Origin of the sequence: Endozoicomonas sp. ALB115 (assembly GCF_049310245.1) — a bacterium.
In the GTDB taxonomy this organism is placed as follows: Bacteria; Pseudomonadota; Gammaproteobacteria; order Pseudomonadales; family Endozoicomonadaceae; genus Endozoicomonas.
Window position 1 is genome coordinate 16,323 of sequence record NZ_JBLYZG010000019.1, and the last position, 14,440, is coordinate 30,762.

Annotated in this window: 12 protein-coding genes; 8 read left to right on the plus strand and 4 right to left on the minus strand. The window is 51.4% G+C overall.

What is annotated here, in order from left to right:
* Positions 1-347: 347 nt before the first annotated feature.
* The 3 genes from ACO6VE_RS10890 to ACO6VE_RS10900 all read right to left on the minus strand — a co-directional run bounded on the left by ACO6VE_RS10890 (position 348) and on the right by ACO6VE_RS10900 (position 4,453).
* Positions 348-1,445: a DegT/DnrJ/EryC1/StrS family aminotransferase gene (locus ACO6VE_RS10890; RefSeq protein WP_422443834.1), complete on the minus strand. Its 1,098-nt coding sequence runs from the start codon at positions 1,443-1,445 to the stop codon at positions 348-350.
* 100 nt (positions 1,446-1,545) lie between these two features.
* Positions 1,546-2,490 carry a Gfo/Idh/MocA family protein gene (locus ACO6VE_RS10895; protein ID WP_422443836.1) on the minus strand — a complete coding sequence of 315 codons (945 nt, stop codon included), beginning with the start codon at positions 2,488-2,490 and terminating at the stop codon, positions 1,546-1,548.
* Between the two features lie 616 nt (positions 2,491-3,106).
* Positions 3,107-4,453 (minus strand): NCS2 family permease, encoded by a 1,347-nt coding sequence (locus tag ACO6VE_RS10900; protein ID WP_422443838.1) that lies wholly within the window; start codon positions 4,451-4,453, stop codon positions 3,107-3,109.
* Positions 4,454-4,782: 329 nt separating this feature from the next.
* On the opposite strand from ACO6VE_RS10900, the gene xdhA reads away from it, so the two are divergent.
* From xdhA to pdxA, 8 genes are all read left to right on the plus strand, one after another.
* The gene (xdhA, locus tag ACO6VE_RS10905) at positions 4,783-6,258 is read left to right on the plus strand and encodes a xanthine dehydrogenase small subunit (protein ID WP_422461270.1); all 1,476 of its coding nucleotides are present in this window, start codon (positions 4,783-4,785) and stop codon (positions 6,256-6,258) included.
* The gene (gene xdhB, locus ACO6VE_RS10910) at positions 6,251-8,584 is read left to right on the plus strand and encodes a xanthine dehydrogenase molybdopterin binding subunit (protein ID WP_422461271.1); all 2,334 of its coding nucleotides are present in this window, start codon (positions 6,251-6,253) and stop codon (positions 8,582-8,584) included. The genes xdhA and xdhB overlap by 8 nt, the downstream gene beginning before the upstream one ends.
* A 20-nt stretch (positions 8,585-8,604) precedes the next feature.
* The gene (gene xdhC / locus ACO6VE_RS10915) at positions 8,605-9,456 is read left to right on the plus strand and encodes a xanthine dehydrogenase accessory protein XdhC (RefSeq protein WP_422443844.1); all 852 of its coding nucleotides are present in this window, start codon (positions 8,605-8,607) and stop codon (positions 9,454-9,456) included.
* A gap of 24 nt (positions 9,457-9,480) precedes the next feature.
* Positions 9,481-10,404 carry an acyltransferase gene (locus ACO6VE_RS10920; RefSeq protein ID WP_422461273.1) on the plus strand — a complete coding sequence of 308 codons (924 nt, stop codon included), beginning with the start codon at positions 9,481-9,483 and terminating at the stop codon, positions 10,402-10,404.
* Between the two features lie 287 nt (positions 10,405-10,691).
* On the plus strand, positions 10,692-11,453 hold the full coding sequence (locus ACO6VE_RS10925; protein WP_101748183.1) for a DeoR/GlpR family DNA-binding transcription regulator: 762 nt from the start codon (positions 10,692-10,694) through the stop codon (positions 11,451-11,453).
* Positions 11,454-12,114: 661 nt separating this feature from the next.
* Entirely contained in the window at positions 12,115-12,318 is a 204-nt protein-coding gene (locus ACO6VE_RS10930) for a hypothetical protein (protein WP_422443848.1), read from the plus strand.
* 116 nt (positions 12,319-12,434) lie between these two features.
* A complete protein-coding gene (locus ACO6VE_RS10935) occupies positions 12,435-12,929 on the plus strand; it encodes a hypothetical protein (protein WP_422443850.1) in 495 nt (164 codons plus the stop codon).
* Between the two features lie 45 nt (positions 12,930-12,974).
* On the plus strand, positions 12,975-14,051 hold the full coding sequence (gene pdxA, locus ACO6VE_RS10940; protein WP_422443852.1) for a 4-hydroxythreonine-4-phosphate dehydrogenase PdxA: 1,077 nt from the start codon (positions 12,975-12,977) through the stop codon (positions 14,049-14,051).
* Here the strand turns inward: pdxA and hslR are convergent.
* Positions 14,045-14,434 carry a ribosome-associated heat shock protein Hsp15 gene (gene hslR, locus ACO6VE_RS10945; RefSeq protein ID WP_269672396.1) on the minus strand — a complete coding sequence of 130 codons (390 nt, stop codon included), beginning with the start codon at positions 14,432-14,434 and terminating at the stop codon, positions 14,045-14,047. The genes pdxA and hslR overlap by 7 nt on opposite strands.
* Positions 14,435-14,440: the final 6 nt, after the last annotated feature.

A 14,440-nucleotide genomic window follows, 5' to 3' on the forward strand; every position in this document is an offset into this window, starting at 1 on the left:
ATCTGTACTGAACCAGTCTCCCACACTGGTGACAAGCAACAGAGCTCGGAGCAACCATCGGTATCATCTCCACCATACTGGGATCCCAACAGCATGGCTCCTCCACCGTATCCGGGAGAGGGAGATGCATTCATCTTCATAGATCCCTCATCGTATTCGTTCGTTTGTAGCAAATGCACAGCTCCCATTCAGTCTCAGCCAGGATTGCAGAGTTCTTTTGATGACTCATTCCAAGTTTTCAAACAGCCTCTGGTATCGTGGGAGGGGGATCAGCAGGGGGCAATTTCTTAGGGTCTGCTTTGACTTGACGAAAAGGCTCTCTTGCCATAACTGAGATGCTTAAATAATTAATGCATCACTTTAATCAATGTGCTGGCAACGGTCTTGGTCTGGCTTCTGGTCATACCAGGATATATTGGCAGTGAAAGACAGTGTTCGGATAACTGCTCACATACGGGTAGTTCATGTTCACCGTCTTTACCTGCCAATGCCCTTTGCTTATTTAGAGGCAACGGGTAATAAATAGCACTGGCAATACCTTCACCGGCAAGGCGCTTCCTGACCATATCCCGGCCAGTGGGCAAAACAACCGTAAACTGATGATAAATATGTTCCTGCTGCCCATGAGGAAAGAGTACCTCACTATCGTTCAGGAATTCTCGATACCATTGTGCCACCTGTTGTCGCTGAGCATTAAACACCTCTATATGCTCCAGCTTGACTCTTAACAGGGCCGCCTGAATTTCATCCAGACGACTGTTGTAGCCCGGGCACTCATGGTGGTACTGGTATGCACTGCCGTGATTTCGTAGCATCCGTACCGTTTCGGCGACTTTTAATTCGCTGGTAATGACCAGACCACCATCACCAAATCCACCAAGGTTTTTACTGGGGAAAAAACTGAAAGTACCGAGCAAACCGAAATTGCCGGTTTTTCGGGATTGATAACCAGCACCAAAGGATTGTGCACAGTCTTCCAGCAGGATTAAACCATGACGATCACAGACGGCCTGAATCTCCCGAAGCGCTGCAGGTAAACCAAAAAGATGGACAACCAGCACAGCCCTGCAACGGGAAGTGATACTTCGCTCCAGCTCAAGGGGGTCAATATTGAATGTCTCTGAGTCTATATCAACCAGAACGGGCGTTGCCCCCACCTGGATAATGGCCTCCGCTGTGGAAAAAAAGGTAAAACCCGTGGTTAATACCTCATCTCCCGGCCCTATACCGGCAGCATGGAGAGCAAGAACAAGTGCATCGGTACCATTTGCACAACTGATGGCGTACCTGGCTCCGAGGTAATGAGCGACCTCCTGTTCAAAAAGCTCCACTTCTTTCCCCATGATAAAACGACCACTGCGCAATACTTCCAGCGCTTTTTTTTCTAACTGCGCCTGAATTGGCCGATGCCATGCCTGCACATCCACCATTGGGATAGTATTCATTTTTTTTTGATTCATGGTGCCCCTTTTACACTCAATAAAACGGTACCGATTATTCGCTATATGGTTATTTTATCCTTTGCCAGCCGTTCAACGTTTGCTGTCAGAGGCTTACACCCGTCTTATGAATAATCTCCGAAATTCTATTCGCGGCATGCAACGCATCTCGACCATCTTCACCGCTGACCTTTGGGGGGCTTGCAGCAATAACACTCAGAAGAAAGTCTTCAATCTCCAGCCTGAGCGCATCACTGCCCTCATAACTCTGCTCCTGACATTCGATGGCCGGAACCCCCGGATGCAACTCCCCTTCACCTTTGAAGAAATGGCTGACTTTCAACGCTTGAAAATCAACGCAGATACAGGAGCATTTCTGGAAAATCCGCATTTTCCTTTTGCTTTTCTGACTGATTCGACTGGCGGTCACATTGGCAACACAGCCATTGGCAAACGACAAACGGGCCTGGGCAATATCAATGGTGTCTGACAAAACCGCACTGCCATTGGCCGCAATATCCAGTATCGGGGAATCCACCATATTCAGAATAATATCCAGGTCATGAATCATCAGATCCATAATCACATTGATGTCCATGGATCGTGGCTTGAAGCTGGACAGGCGGTGAGACTCAATAAACCGGGGCTGGTTAACCTTGTCGGCAACGCACCGCAGTGCTGCGTTGTAGCGCTCCAGAAAGCCAACCTGGAGGATCAGTTGTTGCTTCCTGGCCAGCTTAATCATCTCTTCAGCCTGGGGTACATTGCTGGCAATGGGCTTTTCCACCAACACATGCACGCCCGCTTTCAGAAAGTCACTGGCTATGGCGTGATGCAGGGCGGTAGGAACAACAACACTGACGGCATCAACCTGCCCGATCAGGTCCCGGTAATTACTGAAATAATGGGTGTTGCAGCTGCTGGCAACCTGCTGGCCACAGGTCTCGTTGATATCGGCAACGCCCACAAGGTGGCTGGATGCCAGCCGGGCATACTTCTGAGCATGAAATTTACCGAGATAACCCGCTCCAATCACTGCCGTTCGTAGCATTTGCTGGCATCACTCTCTGGCTTATGGGAACGCCGCCACTCTGAACAGTATTGACCCGGTTATGGAATTGGTATTAAAACGATATTCCCTGATCAAGGTTGTCGATGAATAGAAGCAGTAAAGAAAAGATAGACAGAAATTGCAGTTCTGCTAGAAGAAGAGGAAGAAATGGGGCAGAAAGTGAAAGGCAGCGAGGCACGCTGCCTTAGCCCGGATATTTCATAAACTGCCCCGAATCTCGCGCCGGACTTTGTCGCTCTAAGGGATTTTGTGAGGGAGCGCCGTACCGGGGAGTACGGTCGACTGAGCAAAACTCCCTTAGAGCGACAAAGGACAAGCGAGAGTGAGAGCACGTTTATGAAATATCCGGGTGAGGATGCTGACCAAGAATAGACTGCCGCAATCAGCTGCGCTTGCCTTATACGCTCACCTCGGCATGTTTATGACCACCGATAGCAGTTCTGTAGTCCAGCTCAATCTTGTTGATGACGCGGTCACCATCGAGCAGACACCCAGAAATACGGCGGTTTATTGCTATGAAAAGAGATTACAACACGTAACCACCCGACCATTTGCAGCCATATTCACTGACTGCCCATGGCCGGGTATGACTCAATCAAATCCCGAAAAAAATAAATTTCAGAACAAATAATGTGGCCAGAATCCACATACTGATACTGACTTCACTGGTCCTTCCCGCCAGCAGTTTTACCAGTGGGTAAGCGATAAACCCGAGAGCAATGCCGTTAGCGATGGAAAAGCTCAGCGGCATCATAATGGCGGTAATCAGTACCGGACCCGCTTCCGTCAGATCATTCCAGTCAATGTTTGCCAGACTGCCTGCCATCAGCACGGCAACATAAATCAGGGCACCGGCTGTCGCATAGGCGGGAACCATGGCCGCCAGTGGCGAAAGGAACATGCAGAGCAGGAACAAAACACCCACAGTGACGGCTACCAGGCCTGTTCGTCCACCGGCTGCGACACCTGAAGCACTTTCTACATAGGATGTCACCGTCGGTGTTCCCATCAGGGCACCTGCCCAGGAAGCGGTGCCATCGGTAACCATCGCCCGGTTCATGTTGTGCATCTTGCCATTCTCGTCAGCCAGACCAGCTTTATCGCCAACGGCAATCAACGTTCCGGTGGTATCAAACAAATTCACAAACATGAAAGCAACGATAACGCCCAGCATCTCGGGTTTCAGGGCACCCATGATATCCAGTTTACCAACCACAGGTTCAAGGCTCGGTGGGGCGGAGTATATTCCCTGAAAGGCGATATCCCCAGCCAGAAGGCCTATGCCCGAAACAACGACAATGGCGGTCAGCACCGCTCCCTTGAAGCCACGGTAAGCCAGCCCCAGAATCAACAGCAGGCTCAAACAGGCCATCACCGGGCTGAACTGGGTAATATCACCCAGCGTGATAATAGTACCCGGGCTGGCCACCACAATACCGGCATTTTTCAGACCAATCAGTGCGAGGAAAAGGCCAATACCGGCGGTAATACCCACTCGCAGACCTTTCGGAATGCTGTTGATAATCCACTCACGGATTTTGAACAGGCTCAGCAGCATAAAACCGATACCCCCCCAGAAAACGGCACCCATCGCCTGTTCCCATGAGTAGCCCATACCCAGCACAACGGCATAGGCAAAGAACGCATTCAGGCCCATACCGGGTGCCAGGCCTACGGGCCAGTTGGCATACAGGCCAATAGCGATGGAGCTCAAACCGGCGACAATACAGGTAGCCGCAAACAAAGCACCTTTATCCATACCGGCATCGGCAAGCATACCCGGTATCACAAACACCACGTAACACATGGTGACAAAGGTGGTGAAACCGGCCACCAGCTCGGTTTTTACCGTTGTGTTATGTTCCTTAAGCTTGAATAACCGCTCGAGAAACGTGGGCTTCTCATCGGCCAAAGGCAGTGGTCTTGTATCCGCTCTATTCATAGAGGCTCTAATCCTGTTGTAGAAAATTTTGAGATCCCGGTCATACGGAAGCAGAGCCTCCCGGATTCAGGTACCTGTATTCTGTCGTGAAAATCGTTACCCAGCCTGGCAAGACTAACAACCTGGACTGGAACAATGCAAATTTCTGACTATATAGTCAATAAAATTCACAGTTGGTGGCTTGCTATTTTACTGACCAGATAGTCAAATTAATGCAAATTAACAGGCTGGAAATGCCATACAGCCCGCCCAACGGGAGCTTCAGAGTCTGTTGCAAAAGGCCTGTCATGGCATAGAAAGACAAAATAAAAAGAAAAGGACATGCCATCGTGATTCGCTTTCTTCTTAACGATCGGCTCGTCGAAGTTGAGGACACCGCTTCAGATACCACGGTTCTTGATTATCTTCGAGGCAACGCTGAAACCAGCTCTGCAAAGCCTGCCACTGAACAGCGTACCGGCACCAAAGAGGGCTGCTGCTCCGGTGACTGTGGCGCATGCACTGTTGTGGTGGGTGAGCCAGAGGGCGATCGGCTGAAATATAATACCATGAACGCCTGTATTGCGCTGCTGCCTTCGCTGCATGGTAAGCAGCTACTGACCGTAGAAGACCTGGAAGGTTCGGCCCACCCGCAAGATAACCCAAATAACAAGAGTGAGTTACACCCGGTACAGCAGGCACTGGTTGACCACCATGGATCACAATGTGGCTTCTGTACCCCGGGCATTGTGATGTCGTTATTTGCGCTTCACCATGAACCTGCGGAAAACCAACCGGATGTTCTTGAGGCCCTGGGCGGCAACCTGTGCCGGTGCACTGGCTACCGCCCCCTGGTTGATGCCGCTGAGAGCCTGGCCAATGGGCAACCGGATGACAAATTCTTCAGACACCGGGCAGAAACCTTATCCAGACTGCAAACCATAGAACAACAGGGCAGTGTCAGCGGTAACGGTGCATTTATTCCTGCCACTGAGGATGAGTTCGCCCGGTACCTGGTGGAAAACCCTGACGCCAGGATTCTGGCCGGTGGTACCGATCTTGGGCTCGACGTGACCCAACAGCTGAAGAAAATAAACAAACTGGTATTGGTAAAGCGTATTCCTTCTCTGCAGACCATACACGAGGAAGAGAATGAATTGGTGATTGGTTCGGCTGTTACTTATCGGAGCCTGAAACCCATACTGTCGAAGTACTTTCCTGAGTTTGCACAGATGCTGGACCGGCTGGGCTCCCAGCAAATACGCAATCAGGGAACTCTGGGCGGTAACATCGGCAACGCCTCGCCCATAGGCGACACTCCCCCTGTGTTACTGGCGCTGGATGCCTCTCTGGATCTTCGTCACGGAGATACCCTTCGAAATATCCCCCTGAACCGGTTTTTCCTGGATTACAAAAAGACTGAGCTTAAATCCGGCGAGTACATTGCCCGAATCCGTATTCCCACAACCCCTCACCAGTTGAAAGTCTATAAGCTCAGCAAACGCTATGGTGATGATATCTCCACCGTCCTGGCCGCGATCAATCTGGAAACCAACGACGATGGACACATAACCAGAGCAAGAGTGGCATTGGGTGGCATGGCGGCCATCCCCAGGCGTGCAGACTTGTGTGAGCAGATTTTAACGGGATCACCACTGAACCAGGAAACACTCAGTCAGGCCAAGGCCGCTCTGTGTCAGGAGTTCAGCCCGATGTCCGATGTCCGGGCCAGCAGCGAGTATCGTCTTGTAGCCGCCTGCAATTTGCTGGAGCGTTATTTTATGGAACTGTCTGGCCAGAATGTAAGGATTATCTGTCATGCGTAAACTACCGGATCTGGCCAGTGAACAGCAGCAAAGTCCTATAAGCGGAAACCGCTCGGCTAAACACGACAGTGCTCATCTGCATGTGACGGGTAAAGCCCTCTATATTGATGACCGCCCGGAAATGGCCAACCAACTGCATGCCGGGTTTGGTCTTTCCACAGAAGCCCATGCAGATATCGTCAGCATCAATGTTGAGGAAGTCTGGAATACGCCCGGTGTTATTGCGGTCATCACCGCAGACGATATTCCGGGTCACAAAGATATTGGCCCTGTCTTTCCCGGCGATATGCTATTGGCCGATGGCCGGGTGGATTATATCGGCCAACCGGTGTTTGCCGTGGCAGCCACCTCCCATAAAGCGGCGAAAATCGCAGCCCGCAAAGCTGTGATTGAATATCGTCCGCTGGAGGCCATTCTGGGTATTGATCAGGCCATGGCGCAAAACTCCTTTGTACGGCCTGACCACACCATGAAAAAAGGCGACGCCGGACAGGCCATCCATAATGCCGATCACCGGCTATCAGGACAGATGTCGAACGGTGGACAGGAGCACTTCTATCTGGAGGGGCAGATTGCCAGCGTGATTCCCCAGGAAGATGGTCAGCTCCATGTCTATACCTCAAGCCAGCACCCTTCGGAAGTGCAAAAGCTGGTCGCTGAAGTCATTGGCATACCACTGAATAAAGTGGTGGCCGATGTACGCCGTATGGGCGGCGGTTTTGGTGGCAAGGAGACCCAGGCCGCCGCCCCGGCCTGTATTGCTGCGCTTCTGGCGGTACAAACCGGCAGACCGGTGAAGTTTCGCATTGATCGACAGCAGGATATGCTCTCTACCGGTAAACGACACCCTTTTCGCCATCGCTATACCGTGGGTTTTGATCAGCAGGGCCTGCTGGCCGGTGTTGATATCGAGCTGGCCGGTGATGCCGGGCACTCTCCGGACCTGACCGACGCCATTGTCGACCGGGCCATGTTCCACTCTGATAACGCCTATTATCTCAATAACGCCCATGTGATCGGCCATCGCTGCCGAACCAATACCGCATCCAATACCGCTTTCCGAGGCTTTGGCGGACCTCAGGGCATGCTGGTTATTGAACGGATTATGGACGACATTGCACGTTCAACCGGTCTGGACCCCCTGGAGGTTCGCAAGAGAAACCTCTATGGCATCACTGACCGAAATACCACGCATTACCACCAGCGTGTGGAACATAACGTACTGCATGAGGTGATCGGCCAGCTGGAAGAAAGCTCAGACTACTGGCAACGACGGGAAGCCATCCGCGCATTCAACCAGCAAAGCCCGGTACTGAAAAAAGGGTTGGCGTTGACACCAGTGAAATTTGGTATCTCTTTTACCGCAAAACATCTGAACCAGGCCGGTGCGCTTGTCCATGTCTATACCGATGGCAGTATCCAGATCAACCATGGCGGTACCGAAATGGGTCAGGGTCTTTATATCAAAGTCGCCCAGATCGTGGCCAACGAGTTCGGTGTTGCTCTGGAACGGGTGCAGGTGACGTCTACCCGCACCGACAAAGTACCCAACACGTCACCCACTGCGGCATCCAGTGGTACCGACCTGAATGGCAAGGCCGCTCAGGATGCCTGCCAGAAAATCCGGGATCGTCTGGTTGATTTTGCGGTTGAGCACTATGGCGTCTCAGGGCAGGAAGTGTCATTCCAGGGTGACGAAGTGCGTCTTGGTGAACGTCAAATGCCGTTTGCTGACTTTATTCAGGCGGCCTATCTGCACCGGGTTTCCCTATCCAGCAGTGGTTTCTACAGCACGCCGGAAATTCACTACGACCGGGAAACCGCCAGTGGCAGACCGTTTTACTACTTTGCCTGTGGTGCTTCCGTGTCAGAAGTCACCGTGGATACGCTGACCGGTGAATACAAGGTGGATCGGGTGGACATTCTTCACGATGTGGGCCATTCACTGAACCCGGCCATTGATCGGGGTCAGATTGAAGGCGGTTTTATCCAGGGCATGGGCTGGATGACCACCGAAGAGCTGGTATGGGACGACAGTGGACGTTTGCTCAGTAATAACCCGGCTACCTATAAAATCCCCACCATTGAAGATATGCCACCGGTATTCAATGTTGAGCTGTTCCAGCAGCCAAACCCGAAACACACCATCTATCACTCCAAGGCGGTAGGCGAGCCCCCCTTTATGCTGGGTATGTCGGTGTGGTGTGCCATACGGGATGCCGTATCCAGCCTTTCGGATTATCAGGTTAATCCACAAATTGATGTGCCTGCCACCCCGGAAAGGGTATTGACGGCCGTCACATCCATAAAAGAGAACGCGCTATAAACCGTGTGATGGGAGAGGATATGTGGATTGATGCCCTGGCCAGGCTTCAGCAAACCGGCGAGTCCGGTGTACTGGTGACCATTCTGGGGTCGGCAGGTTCTGCCCCCAGAAAATCTGGCAGTAAAATGGTGGTCACGGCTGACCAGTGCTTTGACACCATCGGTGGCGGGCAGCTGGAATTTCTGCTGATCCAGAAAGCCCGGGAACTTCTGCTTAACCACCACTCAGAGCCGCTTCTGGAGCACTTTCCCCTTGGCCCGAAGCTTGGGCAGTGCTGTGGCGGCAGTGTCAGTGCGCTGCTGGAACCGATCACCACCTGTGGTTTTCGTATCGCCCTGTTTGGTGCCGGTCACGTGGGTCATGCGCTGGTGAATGTTCTGGCTCCTCTGGATTGCCAGATTACCTGGATCGATAGCCGGGAAGCACTGTTTCCTGAACAGCTGCCGGGAAATGTTCGGGTCTGCATCAGCGATCAGCCGGAGCTGGAGGTAGAAAACCTGCCTGATAATACCTTTGTTCTGGTGGTCACCCACAACCACCAGCTGGATTTCGCCATTGCCGAAGCAACACTGAAACACGAACAAAGTCGTTGGTTGGGTGTTATTGGCTCAGAAACCAAGGCCAAGCGTTTCCGTCAGCGACTGGAACACAAAGGCAGTTTCTCGCCAGCCCAAATTGAGCATCTACGCTGTCCGGTTGGACTGGAAAATGTTGGGGGCCGAAAGCCTGCTGAAATAGCCATTGCGATTGCTGCTGAAATTGTGTCCATACAAAATGGCAACCGGGGTGAGAACCATAAAAAGCGCGAAGGTATCCCTTGGCAAGGCTTGAAAAAACTCTTACATTCTCATCAGCATGAAGTTGCCCAATGATAATAACTAACGTGTGTAGATACTATGCTGTCATCTATCCCGGCTTTTCTCAGGGGTTGCCTATCCGCGAGTGTACTCGCAATAAACACCCTGATTATGAGCATACCTTTACTGGCATTCAGTGTTAGTCGTTTTCTGATACCGATCAAACCGTGGCAAAAACTGTGTACCCGCCTGTGCATCGCTATTGCTGAGTGCTGGATCAGCATCAACAGTGGCTGGATGAAACTGACCCGGAGGATGCAGTGGCAAATTGCAGGACTGGACAGCCTGCAGAAAGATGAATGGTATCTGGTCACCTGTAACCACCAGTCCTGGGCGGATATTTTTATTGTCCAGCACCTGCTGAACCGCAGAATTCCCATGCTGAAGTTCTTTCTGAAACAGGAGCTGATCTGGGTACCGGTTATCGGCCTATGCTGGTGGGCGCTGGACTTCCCGTTTATGAAACGCTATTCACGGGCCTATCTGGAAAAGCATCCGGAGAAACGCGGTGAAGATCTTAAAGCCACCCGAAAAGCCTGTGAAAAGTTCCGGGATGTTCCGGTATCGGTTTTTAACTTTATTGAAGGAACCCGCTTTACCGATGCCAAACACAAGCAACAGAAGTCGTCTTTTCAACATCTGCTGAAACCACGGGCCGGCGGCGTCGGTTTTGTGCTTGGAGCCATGGATCAACAGCTGCGCACTTTGATTAATATCACCATTGTTTACCAGGACGGAGTGCCATCGTTCTGGGACTTCCTCTGCGGCCGGGGCGATGCTATCAACGTCAGTATTGAAAAACAGACAATTTCTGACGCTTATCTTGGTCGGGATTACAGTAATGATGAGGTATTTCGAGAACAGTGTCAGAACTGGGTGAATGAATTGTGGACTGAAAAGGACCAGCTGATCCTGTCAGTCAGGGAAAGCCACGCCAGAGCAGTGGCGGTTGAGCATGAGTAAGGAATGGTCCTGAATTAACTTCCCGGTTTATAACTTGCAAAAGTTAGTAATAGTTCATCATTCTGGTGATATAATCCCGCGCCAAATGCCCATTGATCGGTCTTCTGCATTCGAGTGCCATCAGTTCATTACCGCACGGTAACCCCGTAAGCCCCTCTTACGGGACATTACTTTTCTGAATACTCATCGGCAGCAAGCATCATTACCGTTGGTCGAGTTCTGCGAACCTGATGTGCCAGTTGATCAACAGGGCAAACTGATCATGCTCCATTTAATGAGGAACAACTATGCTTCCGGTTGAACGTCGCGAACATATTCTTGCTTTTGTTGAAGAAAAAGGCTGTGCCAACATCGAAGAAATGGCCGAACGTTTCGATGTCTCCCAAATGACCATCCGTCGTGATATTCGCACCCTGGAGCAAGAAGACAAGCTGCGCGTGACCTATGGCGGTGCTGTGTCCAAAAGCTTCCTGATGGAAGATATCCCTTACGAAAAGAAAAACGCGGTGAATATCGAAGAGAAAAAATCCATCGCCCATGAAGCCCTGAAGCAGATTCGTGAAGGGCAGATCGTTCTGCTGGACTCTGGTACCAGTACAATGGCGCTGGCCAAGCTGATGATGCGCATGAAGGTTACCGTGATCACCACTGACCTGAAAATTGCCCTGCAGCTGTCAGACTCGTCAACGGTTAAGGTGTTCACCACCGGGGGTAATGTCAGTGCCATCACCAAGGCGCACACGGATGTTGCGGCCCTGTCATTCCTGGACAGCATTAATGCGGATATCGCCTTCCTGGCCACCAACAGCTGGAGCCTGAACAATGGCGTGACCACGGCATCCAACGATCATTACTATATCCGTCGCAAAATGATGGAACGGGCCAATAAAACCGTTCTGCTGGCGGATTCCAGTAAATTTGGTGCCTCCAGCATGAAAACCATTGCCCGTCTGGAAGAGCTGGATTGCATTATCACCGACAGCAAGTTTGATGAAGAGAACCTGGCCGCAATCCGCGAAGCCGGTGGCAATATCATTCTGCCGTCCTGACCAGAGATCATCTTCCGGGAGCCCTGTGGCTCCCTTTTTTTGCCGTGAAAATCCCTGATTTCAGTTGTGATGAGTTTGTAGTCAACTCATTGATAGTATTTAGCGACGATGTTTCTTTATTGCCGATTGAGTTTCCAGTCTTCTTACTGCATCACACCCGTTATTTTCTAAAAAAATTCAGTTAAAAAAGAGGCCTTTGCTGGGAACCATCGGCCATAACCCCGGTCCGACAAACCAGAAAAACCGGAGTTATCGAACCATGCATATTTTAAGCAATTATCAACCCCGTCCCCAGGCCATGAGCCGAAACAGTGATCAGCGCTGTCAGTCCTGTAAGGAACAACGGAGCAATTTACAGCAGGCAATCTGGGTGCCATGCAGCGCAGCAACCTTTACTGTAGGCTTTTTTTCGGGACAAATTTGCAATTGCTCCGTCGCGTGTTCTTCGTTAACTGGCGCGTCATGTATCGGCTGCTTCACATTGTGTTGTTGGAACAACATCGGAAGGAGTATTGACAGGTGCCTGACAGAACGGAAATGTTGTCATTTTGATAATCTGCCGTATCAGCCTGATTCTGGCGAGATCAATAGTTCCGGGGCCAGTGAAACTGATGCCAGAAAAAAGCTTTCAGGTGACCGCCATTCGACGACACCATTCCAGATGATCACTGTACAACCAGGCACAAACTCTGTCCGCAACCGTGCGGCTCCGGGCATCCTCATTTCACCCGATCATTCACTCATCCAGGAGAATGATAACAACGATGTGCCAGCCGACTCAGATAAGAAGACAAAAGCCGACTTTGTTGCTGTGGACATACTGGAAGATTTTCTCATCGGTTACGGTACTCAGGCCAGGAAGTAAAGATAAGTGAGATTCTCCCAGGAGCCTGTGAGGAAGGTTACATTAAAGCGGCCTTGCCCGGGAACTATCACCAATAAACCCGGTCCGACGATCTGGAAAACTGGAGTTAACGAACCATGAATACTGTAATCAATTACCAGCCCGGACCACAGGCCGTGTGGGGAAACAATGTTCAGCACTGTGACTTCTGTGAGAAAGAACGTGACAATTTGCAGCAGGTTGTCTGTATGGCATACAGCACGGCAATGTGCGTAACAGGATGCTGTACTCTGGGATGTGTTACTCCCGCCCCGAAGGCCTGTTTATACAGTGCAGCATTTACCGGCGCTTGCGCAGTACGTTGCTTGAACAAGGCCGAAAGTACGGTGGACAAGTGCCTGAAAGAACGGAAGTGTTGTCATTCTGATCATTTGCCATATCAATCTCATGCCCGCGAGTGGGATAATTATGGCTTTGGTGAAACTGATGTCATTGAAAAGCCTGTAGTTGACATCTATCCACCTACACAATTCCAGGTGCTCACGTTACAACCAGGCGCAAGTTCTGTCCGAAACCGTGCTGCCCAGGGCTGCCTCACTCCACCCGGGCAGGGCAATGGCACAGGTTCCTAATCGTTTCATCATGCCCGGTGGCCGACGAATCGGTCATGAACATTTGTGACACTCAGCATTGCTGCTAAGCTGATTGAAGTCTCCAGCCTTGCAGGCGGCCCGGTGTGGCCGATAGCCGAAATGCCTCCCCTGATCTGTATCCCCATGGGTGACCCTGCCGGTATCGGCGCAGAAATCATTATCAAATCACTATGTGACCCGGAGCTTGCCGGAACCTGTCGGCCAGTGGTGATGGGGGATGTTCGATGGCTGGAACAGGCCGCCAGCCTGTGCAGGGAGAAGGTCAGCTTCCGGTTGCTTCAACAAACGACTCCTGACTTGCATCAGCCCGGACAAATCAACCTGCTTGACTGCCCGATCACGAATATCGACCACATTATGTTCGGAAAAATCTCTGCAGAAACCGGAGTGGCAGCATACAAGTTTATTGAGCAGGCGGTTCACTATGTTCAACAGCAGAAAAAAAGTGCCATCGTTACCCCACCCATCAATAAGTTGTCGCTCAAAGCGGCAAAGATTCCTCATATCGGCCATACGGAAATACTGGCATCACTGACTCACACCCATGACCCTATTACGCTCTTCCAGGTTGCCGGGCTCAGGGTTTTCTTTCTTACCCGCCATCTGTCGCTCAGACAGGCCTGTGATGCCATTGTTGAAGACAGGGTTTTCAAGGGCATTGTCAAGTCTTACCAGATTCTCAAGTCCCTGGGCGTCCCTTCGCCATCACTGGCTGTGGCCGGTTTGAACCCCCACTGTGGCGAGAACGGGCTGTTTGGAGATGAAGAAGTCTGCGCCATTGAGCCTGCGGTGATGCGGGCCAGGAAGGAAGGGTGGAATATCACTGGCCCCATTCCCGCTGATTCCGTGTTCCATCAGGCGCTTAACGGCGATTATGATGGGGTGCTGTCCATGTATCATGACCAGGGCCATATCGCCACCAAGATGGTGGACTTTCAACGTACGGTTTCCATTACCTGTGGCCTGCCATTTCTGAGAACCTCGGTGGATCACGGAACCGCCTATGATATCGCCGGTACCGGTCAGGCCAGCGAAGTCAGCCTGACGGAAGCGATCAAAGTCGCCATACAATATACCGATGGAACCCACCGGAATCAGTAATCCGCCTTATGCTTCAGGATCTCACGACGCTGCTTTTTATCCGGACGGTGATCGGGTCTGGGCATGGCACCTCGCAGGGCTTTTCGATTCTCGGCGGCCTCTTCCCGGGCCTGAAGGCTCTCAGGTGTTTCTTCATAGAGCTGCTGGGCCAGTTCAGCCTTCTGCCGCTTATCACTGAGCTGCTTAACGATAACAATGCGCTCATCCCAGCCAGCACGAAGTTTTATCACATCACCCACCCGAGGCTCTTTGCCTGGCTTGCACCGCTGACCATTCAAGTGCACCTTGCCACCGTCTATGGCTTCCTTGGCGATACTGCGGGTCTTATAAAAGCGGGCTGCCCATAACCATTTATCAAGTCTGATCTTTTCACTATTACTCATTCGGTC

Bases quoted from the DNA above. Each gene is read 5' to 3' on its own strand.
- ACO6VE_RS10890 (WP_422443834.1), bottom strand. From the start codon at position 1,445: ATGAATACTATCCCAATGGTGGATGTGCAGGCATGGCATCGGCCAATT.
- ACO6VE_RS10895 (WP_422443836.1), bottom strand. From the start codon at position 2,490: ATGCTACGAACGGCAGTGATTGGAGCGGGTTATCTCGGTAAATTTCAT.
- ACO6VE_RS10900 (WP_422443838.1), bottom strand. From the start codon at position 4,453: ATGAATAGAGCGGATACAAGACCACTGCCTTTGGCCGATGAGAAGCCC.
- xdhB (WP_422461271.1), top strand. From the start codon at position 6,251: ATGCGTAAACTACCGGATCTGGCCAGTGAACAGCAGCAAAGTCCTATA.
- xdhC (WP_422443844.1), top strand. From the start codon at position 8,605: ATGTGGATTGATGCCCTGGCCAGGCTTCAGCAAACCGGCGAGTCCGGT.
- ACO6VE_RS10920 (WP_422461273.1), top strand. From the start codon at position 9,481: ATGCTGTCATCTATCCCGGCTTTTCTCAGGGGTTGCCTATCCGCGAGT.
- ACO6VE_RS10925 (WP_101748183.1), top strand. From the start codon at position 10,692: ATGCTTCCGGTTGAACGTCGCGAACATATTCTTGCTTTTGTTGAAGAA.
- ACO6VE_RS10930 (WP_422443848.1), top strand. From the start codon at position 12,115: ATGATCACTGTACAACCAGGCACAAACTCTGTCCGCAACCGTGCGGCT.
- ACO6VE_RS10935 (WP_422443850.1), top strand. From the start codon at position 12,435: ATGAATACTGTAATCAATTACCAGCCCGGACCACAGGCCGTGTGGGGA.
- hslR (WP_269672396.1), bottom strand. From the start codon at position 14,434: ATGAGTAATAGTGAAAAGATCAGACTTGATAAATGGTTATGGGCAGCC.